This window comes from Aeromonas sp. 19NY04SH05-1, assembly GCF_040581895.1.
Lineage (GTDB): Bacteria > Pseudomonadota > Gammaproteobacteria > Enterobacterales > Aeromonadaceae > Aeromonas > Aeromonas enteropelogenes.
The window spans coordinates 916,774-931,512 of sequence record NZ_CP095328.1; the positions used below are offsets into that span (position 1 = coordinate 916,774).

Annotated in this window: 14 protein-coding genes; 10 read left to right on the plus strand and 4 right to left on the minus strand. The window is 59.7% G+C overall.

Going from position 1 to position 14,739, the window contains the following annotated elements; genetic code table 11:
* Positions 1 to 78 precede the first annotated feature (78 nt).
* The 6 genes from lepA (at position 79) to pdxJ (ending at position 5,888) form a co-directional block, all read left to right on the plus strand.
* Positions 79 to 1,872 (plus strand): translation elongation factor 4, encoded by a 1,794-nt coding sequence (gene lepA, locus MRK42_RS04365; protein WP_042028307.1) that lies wholly within the window; start codon positions 79 to 81, stop codon positions 1,870 to 1,872.
* A 3-nt stretch (positions 1,873 to 1,875) separates the two neighbouring features.
* Positions 1,876 to 2,799, plus strand: a complete 924-nt coding sequence (gene lepB, locus MRK42_RS04370) for a signal peptidase I (protein ID WP_338611807.1) — start codon at positions 1,876 to 1,878, stop codon at positions 2,797 to 2,799.
* On the plus strand, positions 2,800 to 3,471 hold the full coding sequence (gene rnc / locus MRK42_RS04375) for a ribonuclease III (RefSeq protein WP_026456172.1): 672 nt from the start codon (positions 2,800 to 2,802) through the stop codon (positions 3,469 to 3,471).
* Complete coding sequence (gene era, locus MRK42_RS04380; RefSeq protein WP_026456171.1) at positions 3,468 to 4,367, plus strand: GTPase Era; 900 nt, start codon at positions 3,468 to 3,470, stop codon at positions 4,365 to 4,367. The genes rnc and era overlap by 4 nt, the downstream gene beginning before the upstream one ends.
* Positions 4,368 to 5,078, plus strand: coding sequence for a DNA repair protein RecO (recO, locus tag MRK42_RS04385; RefSeq protein WP_042028311.1), 711 nt, complete (start codon positions 4,368 to 4,370; stop codon positions 5,076 to 5,078). It abuts the gene before it with no gap.
* Positions 5,079 to 5,150: 72 nt separating this feature from the next.
* Positions 5,151 to 5,888, plus strand: coding sequence for a pyridoxine 5'-phosphate synthase (gene pdxJ / locus MRK42_RS04390; protein ID WP_010635030.1), 738 nt, complete (start codon positions 5,151 to 5,153; stop codon positions 5,886 to 5,888).
* 95 nt (positions 5,889 to 5,983) lie between these two features.
* On the opposite strand, the gene MRK42_RS04395 is transcribed toward pdxJ, so the two are convergent.
* Positions 5,984 to 7,894, minus strand: a complete 1,911-nt coding sequence (locus MRK42_RS04395) for an enterotoxin (protein ID WP_338611808.1) — start codon at positions 7,892 to 7,894, stop codon at positions 5,984 to 5,986.
* A gap of 371 nt (positions 7,895 to 8,265) precedes the next feature.
* Between MRK42_RS04395 and MRK42_RS04400 the strand changes: the two genes are divergently transcribed.
* Together MRK42_RS04400 and cysQ are read left to right on the plus strand one after the other, a co-directional pair.
* Positions 8,266 to 8,448 (plus strand): hypothetical protein, encoded by a 183-nt coding sequence (locus MRK42_RS04400; RefSeq protein WP_338611809.1) that lies wholly within the window; start codon positions 8,266 to 8,268, stop codon positions 8,446 to 8,448.
* A gap of 129 nt (positions 8,449 to 8,577) precedes the next feature.
* Entirely contained in the window at positions 8,578 to 9,348 is a 771-nt protein-coding gene (gene cysQ, locus MRK42_RS04405; RefSeq protein ID WP_061477147.1) for a 3'(2'),5'-bisphosphate nucleotidase CysQ, read from the plus strand.
* Between the two features lie 85 nt (positions 9,349 to 9,433).
* Here the strand turns inward: cysQ and MRK42_RS04410 are convergent, their stop codons facing one another.
* From MRK42_RS04410 to MRK42_RS04420, 3 genes are all read right to left on the minus strand, one after another.
* Entirely contained in the window at positions 9,434 to 9,730 is a 297-nt protein-coding gene (locus tag MRK42_RS04410) for a YciI family protein (protein ID WP_026456167.1), read from the minus strand.
* A 24-nt stretch (positions 9,731 to 9,754) separates the two neighbouring features.
* Positions 9,755 to 10,306, minus strand: coding sequence for a septation protein A (locus MRK42_RS04415; protein WP_026456166.1), 552 nt, complete (start codon positions 10,304 to 10,306; stop codon positions 9,755 to 9,757).
* Between the two features lie 72 nt (positions 10,307 to 10,378).
* Positions 10,379 to 11,914 carry a pyridoxal-dependent decarboxylase gene (locus MRK42_RS04420; protein ID WP_201942044.1) on the minus strand — a complete coding sequence of 512 codons (1,536 nt, stop codon included), beginning with the start codon at positions 11,912 to 11,914 and terminating at the stop codon, positions 10,379 to 10,381.
* 174 nt (positions 11,915 to 12,088) lie between these two features.
* Here MRK42_RS04420 and MRK42_RS04425 point away from each other — a divergent pair, with 174 nt between their 5' ends.
* Complete coding sequence (locus tag MRK42_RS04425; protein WP_042028321.1) at positions 12,089 to 12,727, plus strand: hemolysin III family protein; 639 nt, start codon at positions 12,089 to 12,091, stop codon at positions 12,725 to 12,727.
* A gap of 115 nt (positions 12,728 to 12,842) precedes the next feature.
* On the plus strand, positions 12,843 to 14,504 hold the full coding sequence (locus tag MRK42_RS04430) for a putative transporter (protein ID WP_042028323.1): 1,662 nt from the start codon (positions 12,843 to 12,845) through the stop codon (positions 14,502 to 14,504).
* Positions 14,505 to 14,739: the final 235 nt, after the last annotated feature.

Genomic DNA, 14,739 nt, shown 5'->3' on the forward strand with positions numbered 1-14,739 from the left:
ATGGCCGTCAGCCGGGTTATCCAGTAAAATCGCGCCTCCATAACCGACCTTAAACCAATTTTGAGTGACTCTTGCTCGATGAAACACATTCGTAACTTCTCGATTATTGCGCACATCGACCACGGTAAATCGACCCTGTCGGACCGTCTGATCCAGACTTGCGGCGGCCTCTCCGACCGCGAGATGCAGGCTCAGGTGCTTGACTCCATGGAGCTGGAGCGCGAGCGCGGCATTACCATCAAGGCGCAGAGTGTGACCCTGAACTACCAGGCACAAGACGGTAACACCTACCAGCTGAACTTTATCGATACCCCGGGCCACGTGGATTTCTCCTACGAGGTTTCCCGCTCTTTGGCGGCCTGTGAAGGGGCACTGCTGGTAGTGGATGCCGGCCAGGGGGTTGAGGCACAGACTCTGGCCAACTGCTACACCGCCATGGAAATGGATCTGGAAGTGGTGCCGGTGCTGAACAAGATTGACCTCCCGGCCGCAGAACCCGAGCGTGTTGCCGAAGAGATCGAAGATATCGTCGGCATCGATGCGGTGGATGCGGTGCGCTGCTCCGCCAAGACCGGCCTTGGCGTCGATCTGGTACTGGAAGAGATCGTGGCCAGAATCCCGGCACCGGAAGGTGATCCGAACGCTCCGCTGCAGGCGCTGATCATCGACTCCTGGTTCGACTCCTATCTGGGCGTCGTCTCCCTGGTGCGGATCAAGAACGGTTCGCTCAAGAAGAACGACAAGATCAAGGTCATGAGCACCGGCCAGACCTGGGGCGTCGATCGCATCGGTATCTTCACCCCCAAGCAGGTGGATACCGACGGCCTGGGTTGTGGCGAGGTAGGTTGGGTTGTCTGCGGCATCAAGGACATCCACGGCGCGCCGGTGGGCGATACCCTGACTCTGGCCAAGCACGGTGCCGAGAAGGCGCTGGCGGGCTTCAAGAAGGTGAAGCCGCAGGTCTATGCGGGCCTGTTCCCCATCTCCAGCGATGACTACGAGTCCTTCCGCGATGCGCTGGAGAAGCTGTCGCTCAACGACGCCTCCCTGTTCTACGAACCGGAGAGCTCCACTGCGCTGGGCTTCGGCTTCCGTTGCGGCTTCCTCGGCATGCTGCATATGGAGATCATTCAGGAGCGTCTGGAGCGTGAATACGATCTGGATCTGATCACCACGGCGCCGACCGTGGTCTACCAGATCGAGCAGACCGATGGCACCACCATCCACATCGACAGCCCGGCCCAGATGCCTGCCATCACCAGCATCAAGGAGATGCGCGAGCCGATCGCCGAGTGTCACATCCTGCTGCCGCAGGAGTACATGGGCAACGTGATCACCCTCTGTATCGAGAAGCGTGGCGTGCAGACCAACATGGTCTACCACGGCAAGCAGGTGGCGCTGACCTATGAGATCCCGATGGCGGAAGTGGTGCTCGACTTCTTCGACCGCCTCAAGTCCACCAGTCGCGGTTACGCCTCCCTGGATTACGGCTTCAAGCGCTTCGAAACCTCCGACATGGTCCGTCTGGACATCATGATTAACGGTGAGCGGGTCGACGCCCTGGCCATCATCACCCACAAGGACAACGCCCAGTATCGCGGCCGTCAGGTGGTGGAGAAGATGCGCGAGCTGATCCCGCGCCAGATGTTCGACATCGCCATCCAGGCTGCCATCGGCAACCAGATCATCGCCCGCAGCACCGTCAAGGCCCTGCGCAAGGACGTGACCGCCAAGTGTTACGGTGGTGACGTGAGCCGGAAGAAAAAGCTGCTGAACAAGCAGAAAGAAGGTAAGAAGCGGATGAAGTCCCTGGGCCGTGTCGACGTGCCGCAGGAGGCTTTCCTCGCGATTCTCCACGTCGGAAAGGATTGATAGATGGCTAGCACGTTTTCCCTGATCCTGGTGGTGGTCTGCGCGATCACCGGTGTTATCTGGTGCCTGGACAAGATGATCTGGTCCAAGCAGCGCGCGGCCAAGATCGCCGTGGCCCGTGCCCACGGTGGCGCCAATCTGGACGAGAAGACCCTGGCCAAGGTCGCTCCCGTGCCGGTCTGGATCGAACAGACCGCCGGGATCTTCCCGGTCATCACCTTCGTGCTGGTATTGCGTTCGTTCATCTTCGAACCGTTCCAGATCCCGTCAGGCTCCATGATGCCCACCCTGCTGGTGGGCGACTTCATCCTGGTGGAGAAGTTTGCCTACGGTCTGCGGGATCCGGTGACCAACACCAAGTTCCTCGAGACCGGTGAGCCCAAACGCGGTGATGTGGTGGTGTTCAAGTACCCGCTCGAACCTCGGGTGGACTACATCAAGCGGGTAGTCGGCATGCCGGGGGATAGGATCATCTATCGCAACAAGGAGCTGATGATCCGGCCCAAGTGCGAGGAGCAGGAAGGAAAAACGTGCCCGGGCTTCCAGAAGCTCGACATCAAGTTTGAACAAAGAGGTGAATTTACCCAGATGGGGATCCCCCTTGACCGCTATACCGAGCAGTTGGGCGACGTCTCCCACGAGACCCTGCGCAATCCGCTGATGCCCGATATGGTCGGCCGTTACTATCGCCAGCCGGGCACATACCCGGATGAGTGGGTGGTGCCGGAGGGGCAATACTTCGTGATGGGCGACAACCGCGACAACAGCACCGACAGCCGTTTCTGGGGCTTCGTGCCCGAACAGAATCTGGTGGGCAAGGCGGTCGCTATCTGGATAAGTTTTGAATTTGAGCGCGAAGAAGGCTCCCTGCTGCCAAGCTGGGTACCGACAGGGGTGCGCTTCAACCGCATTGGCGGAATCAAGTAAATGAATATCAAGATGAACAGACTGCAGTCCCGTCTCGGGCATGTCTTTCAGGATCAAGAATTGCTGACCCGGGCGCTGACTCACCGCAGCGCCGGTTCCCGTCACAACGAGCGACTGGAATTTCTGGGCGACTCCATTTTGAGTCTGGTGATTGCCGATGATCTGTTCCACCGCTTCCCGCAAGCGGCGGAAGGGGATCTCAGCCGGATGCGTGCCACCCTGGTGCGCGAGAAGACCCTGGCCGAGCTGGGCCGGGAGTTCGACCTTGGGGATCACCTGATCCTGGGGCCGGGCGAGCTGAAAAGCGGCGGTTTTCGCCGTGAGTCCATCCTGGCCGACACGGTCGAGGCGGTGATTGGCGCCATCTATCTGGACTCCAATCTCGAGACGATCCGGACCCTGCTGCTGGGCTGGTATGCCAGCCGCCTGGAGGAGATCAAGCCGGGCATAGAGCAGAAGGATCCCAAGACCCGTCTGCAAGAAATTCTGCAGGGAAGCCGCAAATCCCTGCCGACCTATACAGTGACCAACGTCAAGGGCGAGGCCCACAACCAGGAGTTCACCGTGCAGTGCGAGGTGGAAGGTCTGGATGGTCCGCTGGTCGGGGTCGGTACCAGTCGCCGCAAGGCCGAACAGGCCGCAGCGCAGCAAGCATTGGAAAAACTGTCATGACAGATACTACCTACTGCGGCTTTGTCGCCATCGTGGGCCGCCCCAACGTGGGCAAGTCCACCCTGCTCAACAAGCTGCTTGGCCAGAAGGTCAGCATCACCTCGAAGAAGCCCCAGACCACCCGTCACCGGATCCTGGGGATCGACACCGAGGATAACTACCAGACCATCTATGTGGACACCCCGGGTCTGCACATCGAAGAGAAGCGGGCCATCAACCGCCTGATGAACCGCGCCGCCACCAGTTCGCTGGGGGACGTGGCCATGGTGGTGTTCGTGGTCGACGGTACCCACTGGACCAAGGATGACGAGATGGTGCTGGGCAAATTGCGCCACCTCAAGTGCCCTGTGGTGCTGGCGGTCAACAAGGTCGACAACGTCAAGGAGAAGGAAGAACTGCTCCCCCACCTCGAGTGGCTGGGTCAGCAGATGGCCTTCTCCCACATCCTGCCCATCAGCGCCCAGAAGGGCACCAACGTGGCCAAGATCCGCGAGTGGGCCAAGGATCTGCTACCGGAGAATGTGCACTTCTTCCCGGAAGATTACGTGACCGACCGTTCCTCCCGCTTCATGGCCTCCGAGATCATCCGTGAGAAGCTGATGCGTTTCACCGGCGAGGAGCTGCCCTACTCGGTGACGGTGGAGATCGAGCGCTTCAAGGTTGAAGAGAGCGGCATCTTCCACATCAACGCCCTGATCTTGGTGGAGCGCGATGGCCAGAAGAAGATGGTCATCGGCAACAAGGGTGAGAAGATCAAGACCATAGGTACAGAAGCGCGCCTCGACATGGAACGGCTGTTCCAGAACAAGGTGCACCTGGAGCTGTGGGTCAAGGTCAAGGCGGGCTGGGCCGATGACGAGCGCGCCCTGCGTAGTCTCGGGTATGGTGACGACTGATTGCTGACCCCGGCTTTCGTCATCCACAGCCGGCCCTATCGGGAGACCAGCCAGCTGGTCGAGGTATTCACCCAGGATAGTGGTCGCTTTACCCTGGTGGCTCGCGGTTCCCGCGGGCCACGCTCCCCTCTGAAGGGGCTGCTGCAGCCCTTTACCCTGCTCACCATCGCCTGGCGTGGCAAGGGGGATCTCAAGAACCTCACCCAGGTGGAGTGCCCGGATCACTCCCTGCGCTTAGGCGGCGATCGCCTCTTCTACGGCCTCTATCTCAACGAGCTGGTCTACTACCTGCTGGAAGCCCATACCCCCTTCCCCGAGGTGTTCGATGCCTATGCCCGTGCCATCATGGCGCTGGCGGATGGCGAGACCCCGGAGCTGCCCTTGCGACGCTTCGAATTTCTGCTGCTGCAGGCCCTCGGCTATGCGGTGGACTTCGAATATGCCGCCGACGACGATGCGCCGATCCAGCCCGAACTGCTCTACGGTTTCGAGCGTGAATTGGGCTTTGTCGCTTGCGAGCGGGCGCCGGATCCCCGTACCCTGTTCCTCGGTGCCCACCTGCTGGCCTTCGCCGAGGGACGTTTCGATACTCCCCCCCTGCTGCAGGCGGCCAAGCGTTTCAGCCGGCTGGCCTTGCAACCCTATCTCGGCAAACGCCAACTCAAGAGCCGGGAGCTGTTTTTGAAACGCAAAGCCAGCATGCAAGGCTGACATACGGATATCGGAGCTGGCGCCAAGGCGGCAGCCGCACAGTCAACAAATGAAGTGTTTCAAGGAGTCGTCATGAGTGAAATCTACCTGGGTGTGAACATCGACCATATCGCCACCCTGCGCAATGCCCGCGGCACCCAGTACCCGGATCCGGTACAGGCCGCCTTCGTGGCCGAGCAGGCTGGCGCCGATGGCATCACGGTGCACCTGCGGGAAGATCGCCGTCACATCACCGACCGGGACGTGGAGATCCTGCGCCAGACGATCCAGACCAGGATGAACCTGGAGATGGCGGTGACCGAAGAGATGATCGGCATCGCTTGCCGCATCAAGCCCCATTTCGTCTGCCTGGTGCCGGAGAAGCGCACCGAGGTGACTACCGAGGGTGGCCTGGACGTAGCCGGCCAGCTGGACAAGGTGACCGATGCGGTGACCCGTCTGGCCGCCGTCGGCGCCCAGGTGTCGCTGTTTATCGATGCCGACCCCATCCAGATCGATGCGGCCGCCGCGAGTGGTGCTCCCTTCATCGAGATCCATACCGGTCGCTACGCCGATGCCACCACGGATGCCGAGCGCAATGCCGAGTTCAAGCGCATCGCCGCCGGTGCCTCCTATGCCGCCGGCAAGGGCTTGAAGGTCAATGCCGGCCACGGCCTGCACTACCACAACGTCAAGGCCATCGCCGCCATTCCCGAGCTCTATGAACTCAACATTGGCCACGCCATTATCGGTCGTGCCGCCTTCGACGGCCTGGCCAAGGCGGTCAGCGATATGCGTGCACTGATGCAGGAAGCCCGTCAGGGGATCTGATCGGCCGAGACTGACAAGAGATAAAAAGGGACGCTGCGGCGTCCCTTTTTATCAGTGCAGCCCGGCATGCTGAATTGTGCCTGACCTGTGGTTTGCTAGCTGGCGGGGGTCAGCTCAATGGAGGGCGTCAGTTCAAGGGTAATGAGCTCCAGCGGTGCCAGCTTGATGACGGCGCCATTGCCAAGCGAAGAGGGGACGGTCGGGTTGTTGCCATAGCGTGACCGAACCTCGAAGTAGCTTGCCTCCCCCGACGGGATCTCAAGTTGACGCTGTGGTTCCAGCAGGAATTGTTGAGGCTGGCTCGACGGATTGCGCAAGGAGATAAATGCTCTGTCGGGGCTCCACGCGGCCCAGCCGTAGACTTCCAGCAGGGTGGGATCGCCGCCGATCCAGTGGCTGTCAAACAGAGCGTCCTGGTTCTGGCGTGACCAGAGCGCGGCCCTGGCCAGCAGATCCCAGTTCTCACCGGTCAGCAGCTCGGGAGTGAGGTAGAGCTCCTGCAGTTGGGTACCGGTGGCGAAGTAGCTCCAGGCCTGATCGGCAAAGTCCTGCGGTGACTGCTTGTCCAGATGTTTGGCCTGCTTGGCATAGACCAATCCGTGCAGCATCAGGGAGTTGAGCGGAAACAGGGGACCGTTTTTGACGATAGAACGATAGGTTTCGGCATCCCGATAGGTGATCCATTGCTGAACCTTGGAGCCCGGACCGTAGAAGTTGATGTCATCGCCGCCGCGCCAGATGGAGTCGGCGAAGAACAGCCAGGCGGGGGAGGCCGTAGTACCCGTGGTCAGGTTGATAAACACATCCTTGTTGGTGGCCCGCGCATCCGCGATGAGATTGATAGCGGCATCGAAGTCGCTGGTGAAGCGGCTCCCCTTGATCAGCTTGTCCGCATTGCCGGTACCGTCAAACTTGAAGTGAGTAACCCCCTGTTCCTTGATGAGCGACATCACCTTCTGGTGGAAGTTTTGATAGTAGATCGGGCCCGAGAGGGCGAACTTGCCATCGCTCAGCTCATACCCGAACTCGGCGGCATGGGAGATCCGCTCATCCCTTGGTTTGTTGTAGCCGCCCCAAGGGGAAAGCCAGATCCCGAGCTGGGCATGGTATTTTTCGGCAGCCTTTTTCAGTTTGCGAAAACCGTCGGGGAAGTCCTTGCTAAATGCCCAGTTGCCCTTGCGATTGTCCCAGCCATCATCAAACAGAAAGCCGTTTACGGGTACTCCACGCTGTTTGACCAACGCCTCGCCAATCTGGTTGATGCGCTTGAGGGCCTCGGCCTCCGTGTAGGGATTGAAGAAGCCTATGTCGAGCCAGGAGTTGTAGTGCAGATAGGGGGCGTAAGGTCTGTCGCGGGCGTCATTGATAAAGCGGTTGAAGTCGCGTCTGAGCTGGCCCTCACCGAAAGTGCCGATATAGGTGCGATAGCTGAGCGGTTTGTCCTGCGAGAGGGGGAGTTTGAGGGAGACAAGTTGGCTGACGCCCCCCTCGTAGGCACGGGTATTGACCAGTGGATTCTGCGGCGTGATGAAGAAGCTGTCGCTGATGATGGGGGAACTGTTGATGGCGCCATAGACGAACGGGGCCTGGGTGCGAAATGGCAGCATGGAAAAACCGTTGATCCGCTTGTCGTTTTGCAGAGTACCTAGTGAGAAGTCAATGCTGGCGTAGCGTTTGTTCGAGGGCAGCCGGATAGCGCTTTTGACCACGAAGTCGGCGTTTTTCAACTCTATGTTGATATGGTCCTGCGCCTTGGCAAACGCCGTGACTCTGAAGTCGGCCGATGAGGTCAGCCGATCATCCAGCCCTTTGATATCAAACAGGTTGTTCGAGCGGATGAGATCGCCATTGGCAGTGTTGGTGAAGGTGATCTCTCGGAACTGGTCGGCCGCTGTCTCGACGGTGATGCGGTACTGGTTTCCCTCCAGCGACATCACCTCGGCCCGGGCGAAGGTGGGTAGGGTCAGCATGACCAGCAGCGTCATGCTCGCGGTACGTGAGTGCATGGTTGTCTCCGTGCGGTTGTGGAAAGGTCAGAATGGTGTGCCGGCGGGTTGCCTCCTGTGGCTTGTGGATGGGGAGATTCGAACAAACCCAAGGTGGCGTATCGGAGAGTGGCAGTCAGCCACCAGTTGATACAGGTGGCTCTCCTGTTTATCTCGCAGGACAAGACCCTGCATCCCTTTCATTCCACCCTCCTTGCCCGTCTGGTCATCAGAAAAAGTTTCGATCTGTTTCAAAACCATATGCTTGTGGCCTGCACAACAAAACAGAGTGCAGCCTGCTCTATGAGTAAGATCACAAAAAGAAAGGTATCGAAGCTTTTTGAGATTGATGTGTAGCGAGTCACTATGTTCTCTTGTACAGGAGAAAGGCTTTGTTGCGGCTTTATCATCGAATCATGATGGATGGAAACGAAATGAAATCTTTGTTTCAACGCATCGCTTCGGCAGAAGAGTCTGTGCAAATAGCTGAAAAGCGTCGCTTCATTACTCTGGATACCTATGATGCCATCCCGGGAGAAGCGGCCCCGGGCGTGCGCCATGTAGGTGGTTCCTGACTCTTGATTGCACGCTGATGCATACCAGCTCAAGGTCGCAACCGAAGGACATAGCTCAGAGCAATAAGCTATAAGCGATTGATGTCAAAAGGGTTACACTGACTGGCCTGCACACTGGAAGAGCCCCTTATGTACCGACCCGAGATTGCCGAGATTGAACCCGTTGCCCGCGCCGCGGGGGAGGCCATCATGGCCATCTACAGCCAGCCCTTTGCGGTAGAGTACAAGAGTGACGAGAGCCCGCTCACTGCCGCCGACAAGGGGGCCCACGAGGTGATAGTACGAGCGCTTGCCAGGCTCACGCCGGATATCCCCGTGCTGTCGGAGGAGTCAGGCCCGCAAGTGATGGCCGAGCGGCTGGGGTGGCGGCGCTACTGGCTGGTGGATCCTTTGGATGGCACCAAGGAGTTTGTCTCCCGCAACGGCGAGTTCACCGTCAATATCGCGCTGATTGAAGAGGGGGTACCGTGCTGGGGGCTGGTTTACGCCCCCGTGCTGGACAAGCTCTGGTATGGCGGCAAGGGACTCGGTGCCTGGTGCATCGCCGATGGCAGGTGTGAGGCCATCCAGACACGCCCGCACCGGGAAGGAAGCCCCTGGCGGGTGGTGGGCAGCCGCAATCACCTCTCGCGGGAGACCCTCGATTATCTGGCACGCTTTGGTGATATGGAACGGGGCGAGATTGAGCTGGTCTCCATGGGCAGCTCCCTCAAGTTCTGCATCATCGCCGAGGGGGGCGCCGAGCTCTATCCCCGTCTTGCGCCTACCTGCGAGTGGGACACGGGGGCCGCCCAGGCGGTACTGGAGGGGGCCGGCGGCAGCGTGACCCGGCTCGATGGCGAGCCCCTTGCCTACAACAAGCCGGATATCCTCAATCCCTGGTTTGTCGCGAAGGCCTGATCGGGTGTTGCTGGCAGCCGGGGTAGAAAAAAGAGGCCGGACAGTGTCCGGCCTCTTTGCATCCATCGTTTGCGGCAGCGGTCTCTTAAAAGACCTTCTTGAACGGTTTGACCGTGACGCTGGCATAGATGCCGGCCGCCACATAGGGATCGGCATCGGCCCAGGCCCGGGCATCCGCCAGGCTGGCAAACTCGGCGATGACGGTACTGCCGGTGAAGCCGGCATCGGCCGGATCCTCGGCATCAATGGCCGGGTTGGGGCCAGCGGTCAGCAGACGACCCTCATCCTGCAGTGCCTGCAGACGGGCCAGGTGAGCGGGGCGAGCCTGTTTGCGCAGCGGCAGGCTGTTGGGAACATCTTCCGAATAGATGAGATACCACATGAGAGCGTCCTTTTCTTGATGCGATTATTTTTTCAGCTCGCCTTTCTGCTCGGCGGGCAGGTGGCGATAGAGGTAGGCACCGCTTAGCAGGGTAAAGACCAGGGTCATGCCGAGCAGGCCGAATACCTTGAAGTTGACCCAGATCTCCTGCGGCAGATTGAACGCCACATAGAGGTTGAGCAGGCCACAGACGGTGAAGAAGCCGACCCAGCCGAGGTTGACCTTGTCCCAGATAGCATCTGGGGCTTGCAGCTCCTTGGCCAGCATCTGCTTGATCAGGTTCTTGCCAAAACCGTAGCGGCTGATGAGCAGTCCCAGGGCAAACAGGGCGTTGACCACGGTCACCTTCCATTTGATGAAGGCGTCATCGTGGAAGAAGACGGTGAGACCGCCGAAGAAGCCGACCAGCAGGAAGGTGAACAGCTGCATCTTCTCGACCTTGCGATAGCGCACCCAGCCATAGATGAGCTGCAGGCCGGTCACCACCACCAGGGCGCCGGTGGCCATATAGATGTCGTAGAACTTGTATACGGCAAAAAATACAATAAGCGGAATAAATTCAATAAATTGCTTCATGTCTGGCCCATTGCCCTCAAAATTTGGTTCAGTTTACCTGCAAGGTGGATAACGGCAAATGAATAAGACCGCTCATTTTGCATCCGGTTCCCTGTCGCTACTCTGGTCGAAGATCTGGCCGGCAATCTCGCCGCCGAGGCGTTTCTGATCCGCCAGCAGCTCGCGAATATGGTGCTCTTCGATAAGCGGATTGAGCAGCACGGCCCGCAACAGGGTGAGGGGTTGGGCACCGTAGCGCACCACCGCCCGCTGGGTGCGTGAGACAAAGCTGTGCCCCTCGGCCCGCTGGGCCTTTTGCAGGGCGACATTGAAGGCGTTGATCTGCTCGTTGGCTGTCTCGTTCAAGGGCTTGCCCTGCAGATGGGGCGGAATGCAGCGATAGGAGAGCAGGTTCATCACGGGGGCCGACATCAGCTCGAAGGCGGGATCCGCATCGATGAGCGCCGCCATCAGGCGTGCCCGATCGTAGTTGGCCTCAATAAGGCTGGCGTAGCCCTGCTGGCCAAACAGCTGGAAGGCGGCGTCCAGATAGAGGGCGTTGGCGGGGCGGGTTCCTTCCAGGGTGAAGCGTCCCTGATCAAAGGAGCTGGCACGAATGGCGTAGGGGGCCTCGCGCTTCACCGTCATCATCAGATCCGGCTGGCGGCAGAGCAGCATGCCGGTACCGAGCGGCACCAGCAGTTGCTTGTGGCCATCCAGGGTGACGGTATCGGCCCGCTCGATCCCCTCCAGCAGCCCCTGATATCGGGGAGAGAACAGGGTCGGGCCGCCCCAGGCGGCATCCACATGAAAGTGGATCTGCTCGCGCTCGGCGATGGATGCCAGCTCCGGCAGGGGATCGATGGAGCCAAAGTCGGTACTGCCGGCGACGCCGACCAGTGCCAGCACCTTCAGCTTCTGTGCCTTGCACCGGGCAAGGGCCTGCTCCAGCGCCGCCAGGTCGAGCCGGTTGTGCTCGTCGGTGTCGAGGCGCCATACGCTTCTGGCCCCCAGCCCCAGCAGATCCATCCCCTTGTCGAAGGAGTAGTGCATCAGCCGCGAGCCCAGGATCACGGCGCCGCGATAACCCTGCTCATAGAGGGCGAACAGGTTGTCGCCACAGGCGCGGTTGCGCGCCAGCCAGAGGGCGGTGACGTTGGCGATGGTGCCGCCGCTGGTCATGACGCCAAGGGCGGCATCCTTGGCATGCATCTGTTCGCCATAGAAGTCGTCATCGGCGCGGTAGATGAGGCGGTGCAGCTTGGCCAGTACCTCCCGCTCCAGAAAGCTGAGCAGACGGGAGGACTCCATCTTCATCGGATTCTGGTTGAGCATCACCAGCAGGCGCGATAGCTCGGCGGTGAAGGTCGGTAATGGTGCCGTCATGTGCCCCATGTAGCGTGGCGAGGTGAGGTGGGAGGCGCCGGGCACCAGGATGGCCAGCCGGGCCAGATAGTCGTCGATGCTGATGCCCTGGGTCGGCATGCGGGACTGATCGAGCTGGTGGGTGAACTGCTTGCGCTGGTAGGGAGCCTGGCTGTCATCCGAGTGGTGAAAATGCTCCAGCAGGGCGGTCATCGCCTCGCCAAAGGCCGGGGTCGGTTGTGTAAACAGCTCAGTCAGCTTCATCAGGTTCTCCAGACCAGATCACCGGGGTCGGTGTGCATGTCCCTTGTCGCGGGCGTCGGCGGCAGAGCATACACCATAGGGGGGGAGGGTGACAGCCATCCCCTTTTTTAAGCTAACACTTGTACACTGAAAATGGGCTGGGTAGAGTGGAGCCAGTTATCGTGGAGTGCGTATATGAGTGGTGAGATGGATTACTCCCCCCGGGAGGAGCTGGCCAACCGGCTGAGTCATGGGGCTGGGCTGCTGCTGGGGATCGTCGGTCTGGTGCTGTTGCTCGTCAAGGGATGGGAACAGGGTACTCGGGCGCTGGTCAGCTATGGCCTCTACGGGGGCAGCCTGGTGCTGCTCTACCTCGCCTCGACCCTCTATCACAGCGTGGCGGAGGGAAAAGCCAGGCGCTGGTGCAAGGTCTTCGACCACTGCGCCATCTATCTGCTGATCGCGGGCACCTATACTCCCTTTCTGCTGGTGACTCTGGATACGCCGCTGGCGCGTGGCTTGATGGCGGTTATTTGGGGGCTGGCGCTGGCGGGAGTGGTGTTCAAGCTGGTCTTCATCAACCGATTCAAGCGGTTGTCGCTTTTTACCTACCTGATGCTGGGCTGGTTGTCGCTGCTGGTCATCTATCAGCTCTATATCCACCTGGCCGGTGCCGGCCTGCTGCTGCTCGCCCTGGGCGGACTGGTCTACAGCCTGGGGGTCATCTTCTATGTGGCCAAGCGCATTCCCTATAACCACGCCATCTGGCATCTGTTCGTGCTGGGGGGCAGCATTTGTCACTTTGCGGCCATCTATGGTTATGTCGCTGACTAGCCCTTAATTGGTATTTATCGCCGTTTTAAAGGATAAATTCGTGCGGTATCACACAGTTGGCCCCGGCTTTTACTGACAAGCTAGTCACAGTTTCAATTCGCAAAGGATGCACAAGATGAGTGATATCGCGCTTTCCATCAGCATATTGTCGCTGGTGGCGGTGCTGGGGCTGTGGCTGGGCAACTGGCGGGTCTATGGCGTTGGATTGGGAATAGGGGGGGTGCTATTCGGTGGCATCATAGTGGGCCACTTCGCAGGGGTCTCCGGCTTGGCGCTGGATTCGCAGACCCTTCATTTTATTCAGGAATTTGGCCTGATCCTGTTTGTCTATACCATCGGCATCCAGGTCGGTCCGGGCTTTTTCTCCTCCTTGCGCAGCTCCGGGCTCAAGCTTAACGGCTTTGCCGCCCTGTTGGTGCTGCTTGGCTGCGTGGTGGCGGTGGTTCTGCATCAGCTGTTTGATGTGCCGCTGCCGGTGATCCTCGGGGTTTTCTCTGGCGCAGTCACCAATACTCCGTCACTCGGTGCCGGTCAGCAGATCCTGGGCGAACTCGGCGCCGCGCCCGGTTCGACCGGCCTGATGGGGATGGGTTATGCGGTGGCCTATCCGTTCGGCATCTGCGGCATCCTGATCACCATGTGGCTGGTGAGAGTCTTCTTTCGCATCAAGATCGACGACGAAGCCGCCCTGTTCGAACAGCAGACCGGCAAGACCAAGGAGAGCCTGCAGACCATCAATATCGCGGTGCGCAACCCCAACATGCATGGTCTGATGCTAAGCGAGATCCCCAGCCTCGACGAGTCCGACGTCATCTGCTCCCGCCTCAAGCGCGGCGAGGAACTGATGGTGCCGAGGCCCGAGTCCCGAATCGAGCTTGGGGATCTGCTGCATCTGGTTGGCGAACGCCACGCCCTGCACAAGGTGCTGCTGGTGCTGGGAGAGGAGGTGGAGACCTCTCTCTCGACCCGTGGCACCGATCTGCGGGTGGAGCGGGTAGTGGTTACCAACGAGCAGGTGCTCGGCAAGAAGATCCGCGATCTCGACATCAAGCAGAAGTACGATGTGGTGATCTCCCGCCTCAACCGGGCTGGTATCGAACTGGTGCCGACCAGTCAGACCAGCCTGCAGTTCGGTGACATCCTCAACCTGGTGGGGCGGCTCGACGCCATCGAGGCGGTCACCAATGTGGTGGGCAACGTGCAACAAAAACTGCAGCAGGTGCAGATGCTGCCGGTGTTCATCGGTATTGGCCTCGGCGTGCTGCTGGGATCCATCCCCTTCTATCTGCCGGGATTCCCCGCTGCCCTCAAGCTGGGGCTGGCGGGCGGGCCGCTGGTGGTGGCGTTGATCCTGTCGCGGATCGGCAGCATCGGCAAGCTCTACTGGTTCATGCCCCCCAGCGCCAACCTGGCACTGCGAGAGATTGGTATAGTGCTGTTTCTGGCGGTGGTCGGCTTCAAATCGGGTGCTGGCTTTGTCGATACCCTGATCAATGGTGATGGCCCGGCCTGGATGCTCTATGGCGCCGCCATTACCCTGATCCCGCTGCTGGTGGTCGGCGTGCTTGCTCGCCTCTATGGCAAGATGAACTACCTCACCCTGTGCGGTTTGCTGGCGGGCTCCATGACGGATCCCCCCGCCCTGGCTTTTGCCAACGCCATGCATCCGACCAGCGGGGCCAGCGCCCTCTCCTATGCCACCGTTTACCCTCTGGTCATGTTCCTGCGGATCATCTCGCCGCAGCTGCTTGCCATCATCCTCTGGGCAGGTGCCTAGTATTCCGTCCGGGTGGGAGCCTGCCTGATCAGGCTCCTACCATCATCATTTGCAATCTATTGATAAAAAACACTTTTATTACCACACCTCCGCTTTGCAACACCCTTCTGTCTGGCTGAAAATTCGAGGTTTAAATCGGTCCATCTGTTCGAATTTTCGAACTGGTTATTTGCACCATCAAGGAGCAAAGTACGCTGTGGTTTTTTGTATGCCAAAAACAGGACTCAGGAGCGAA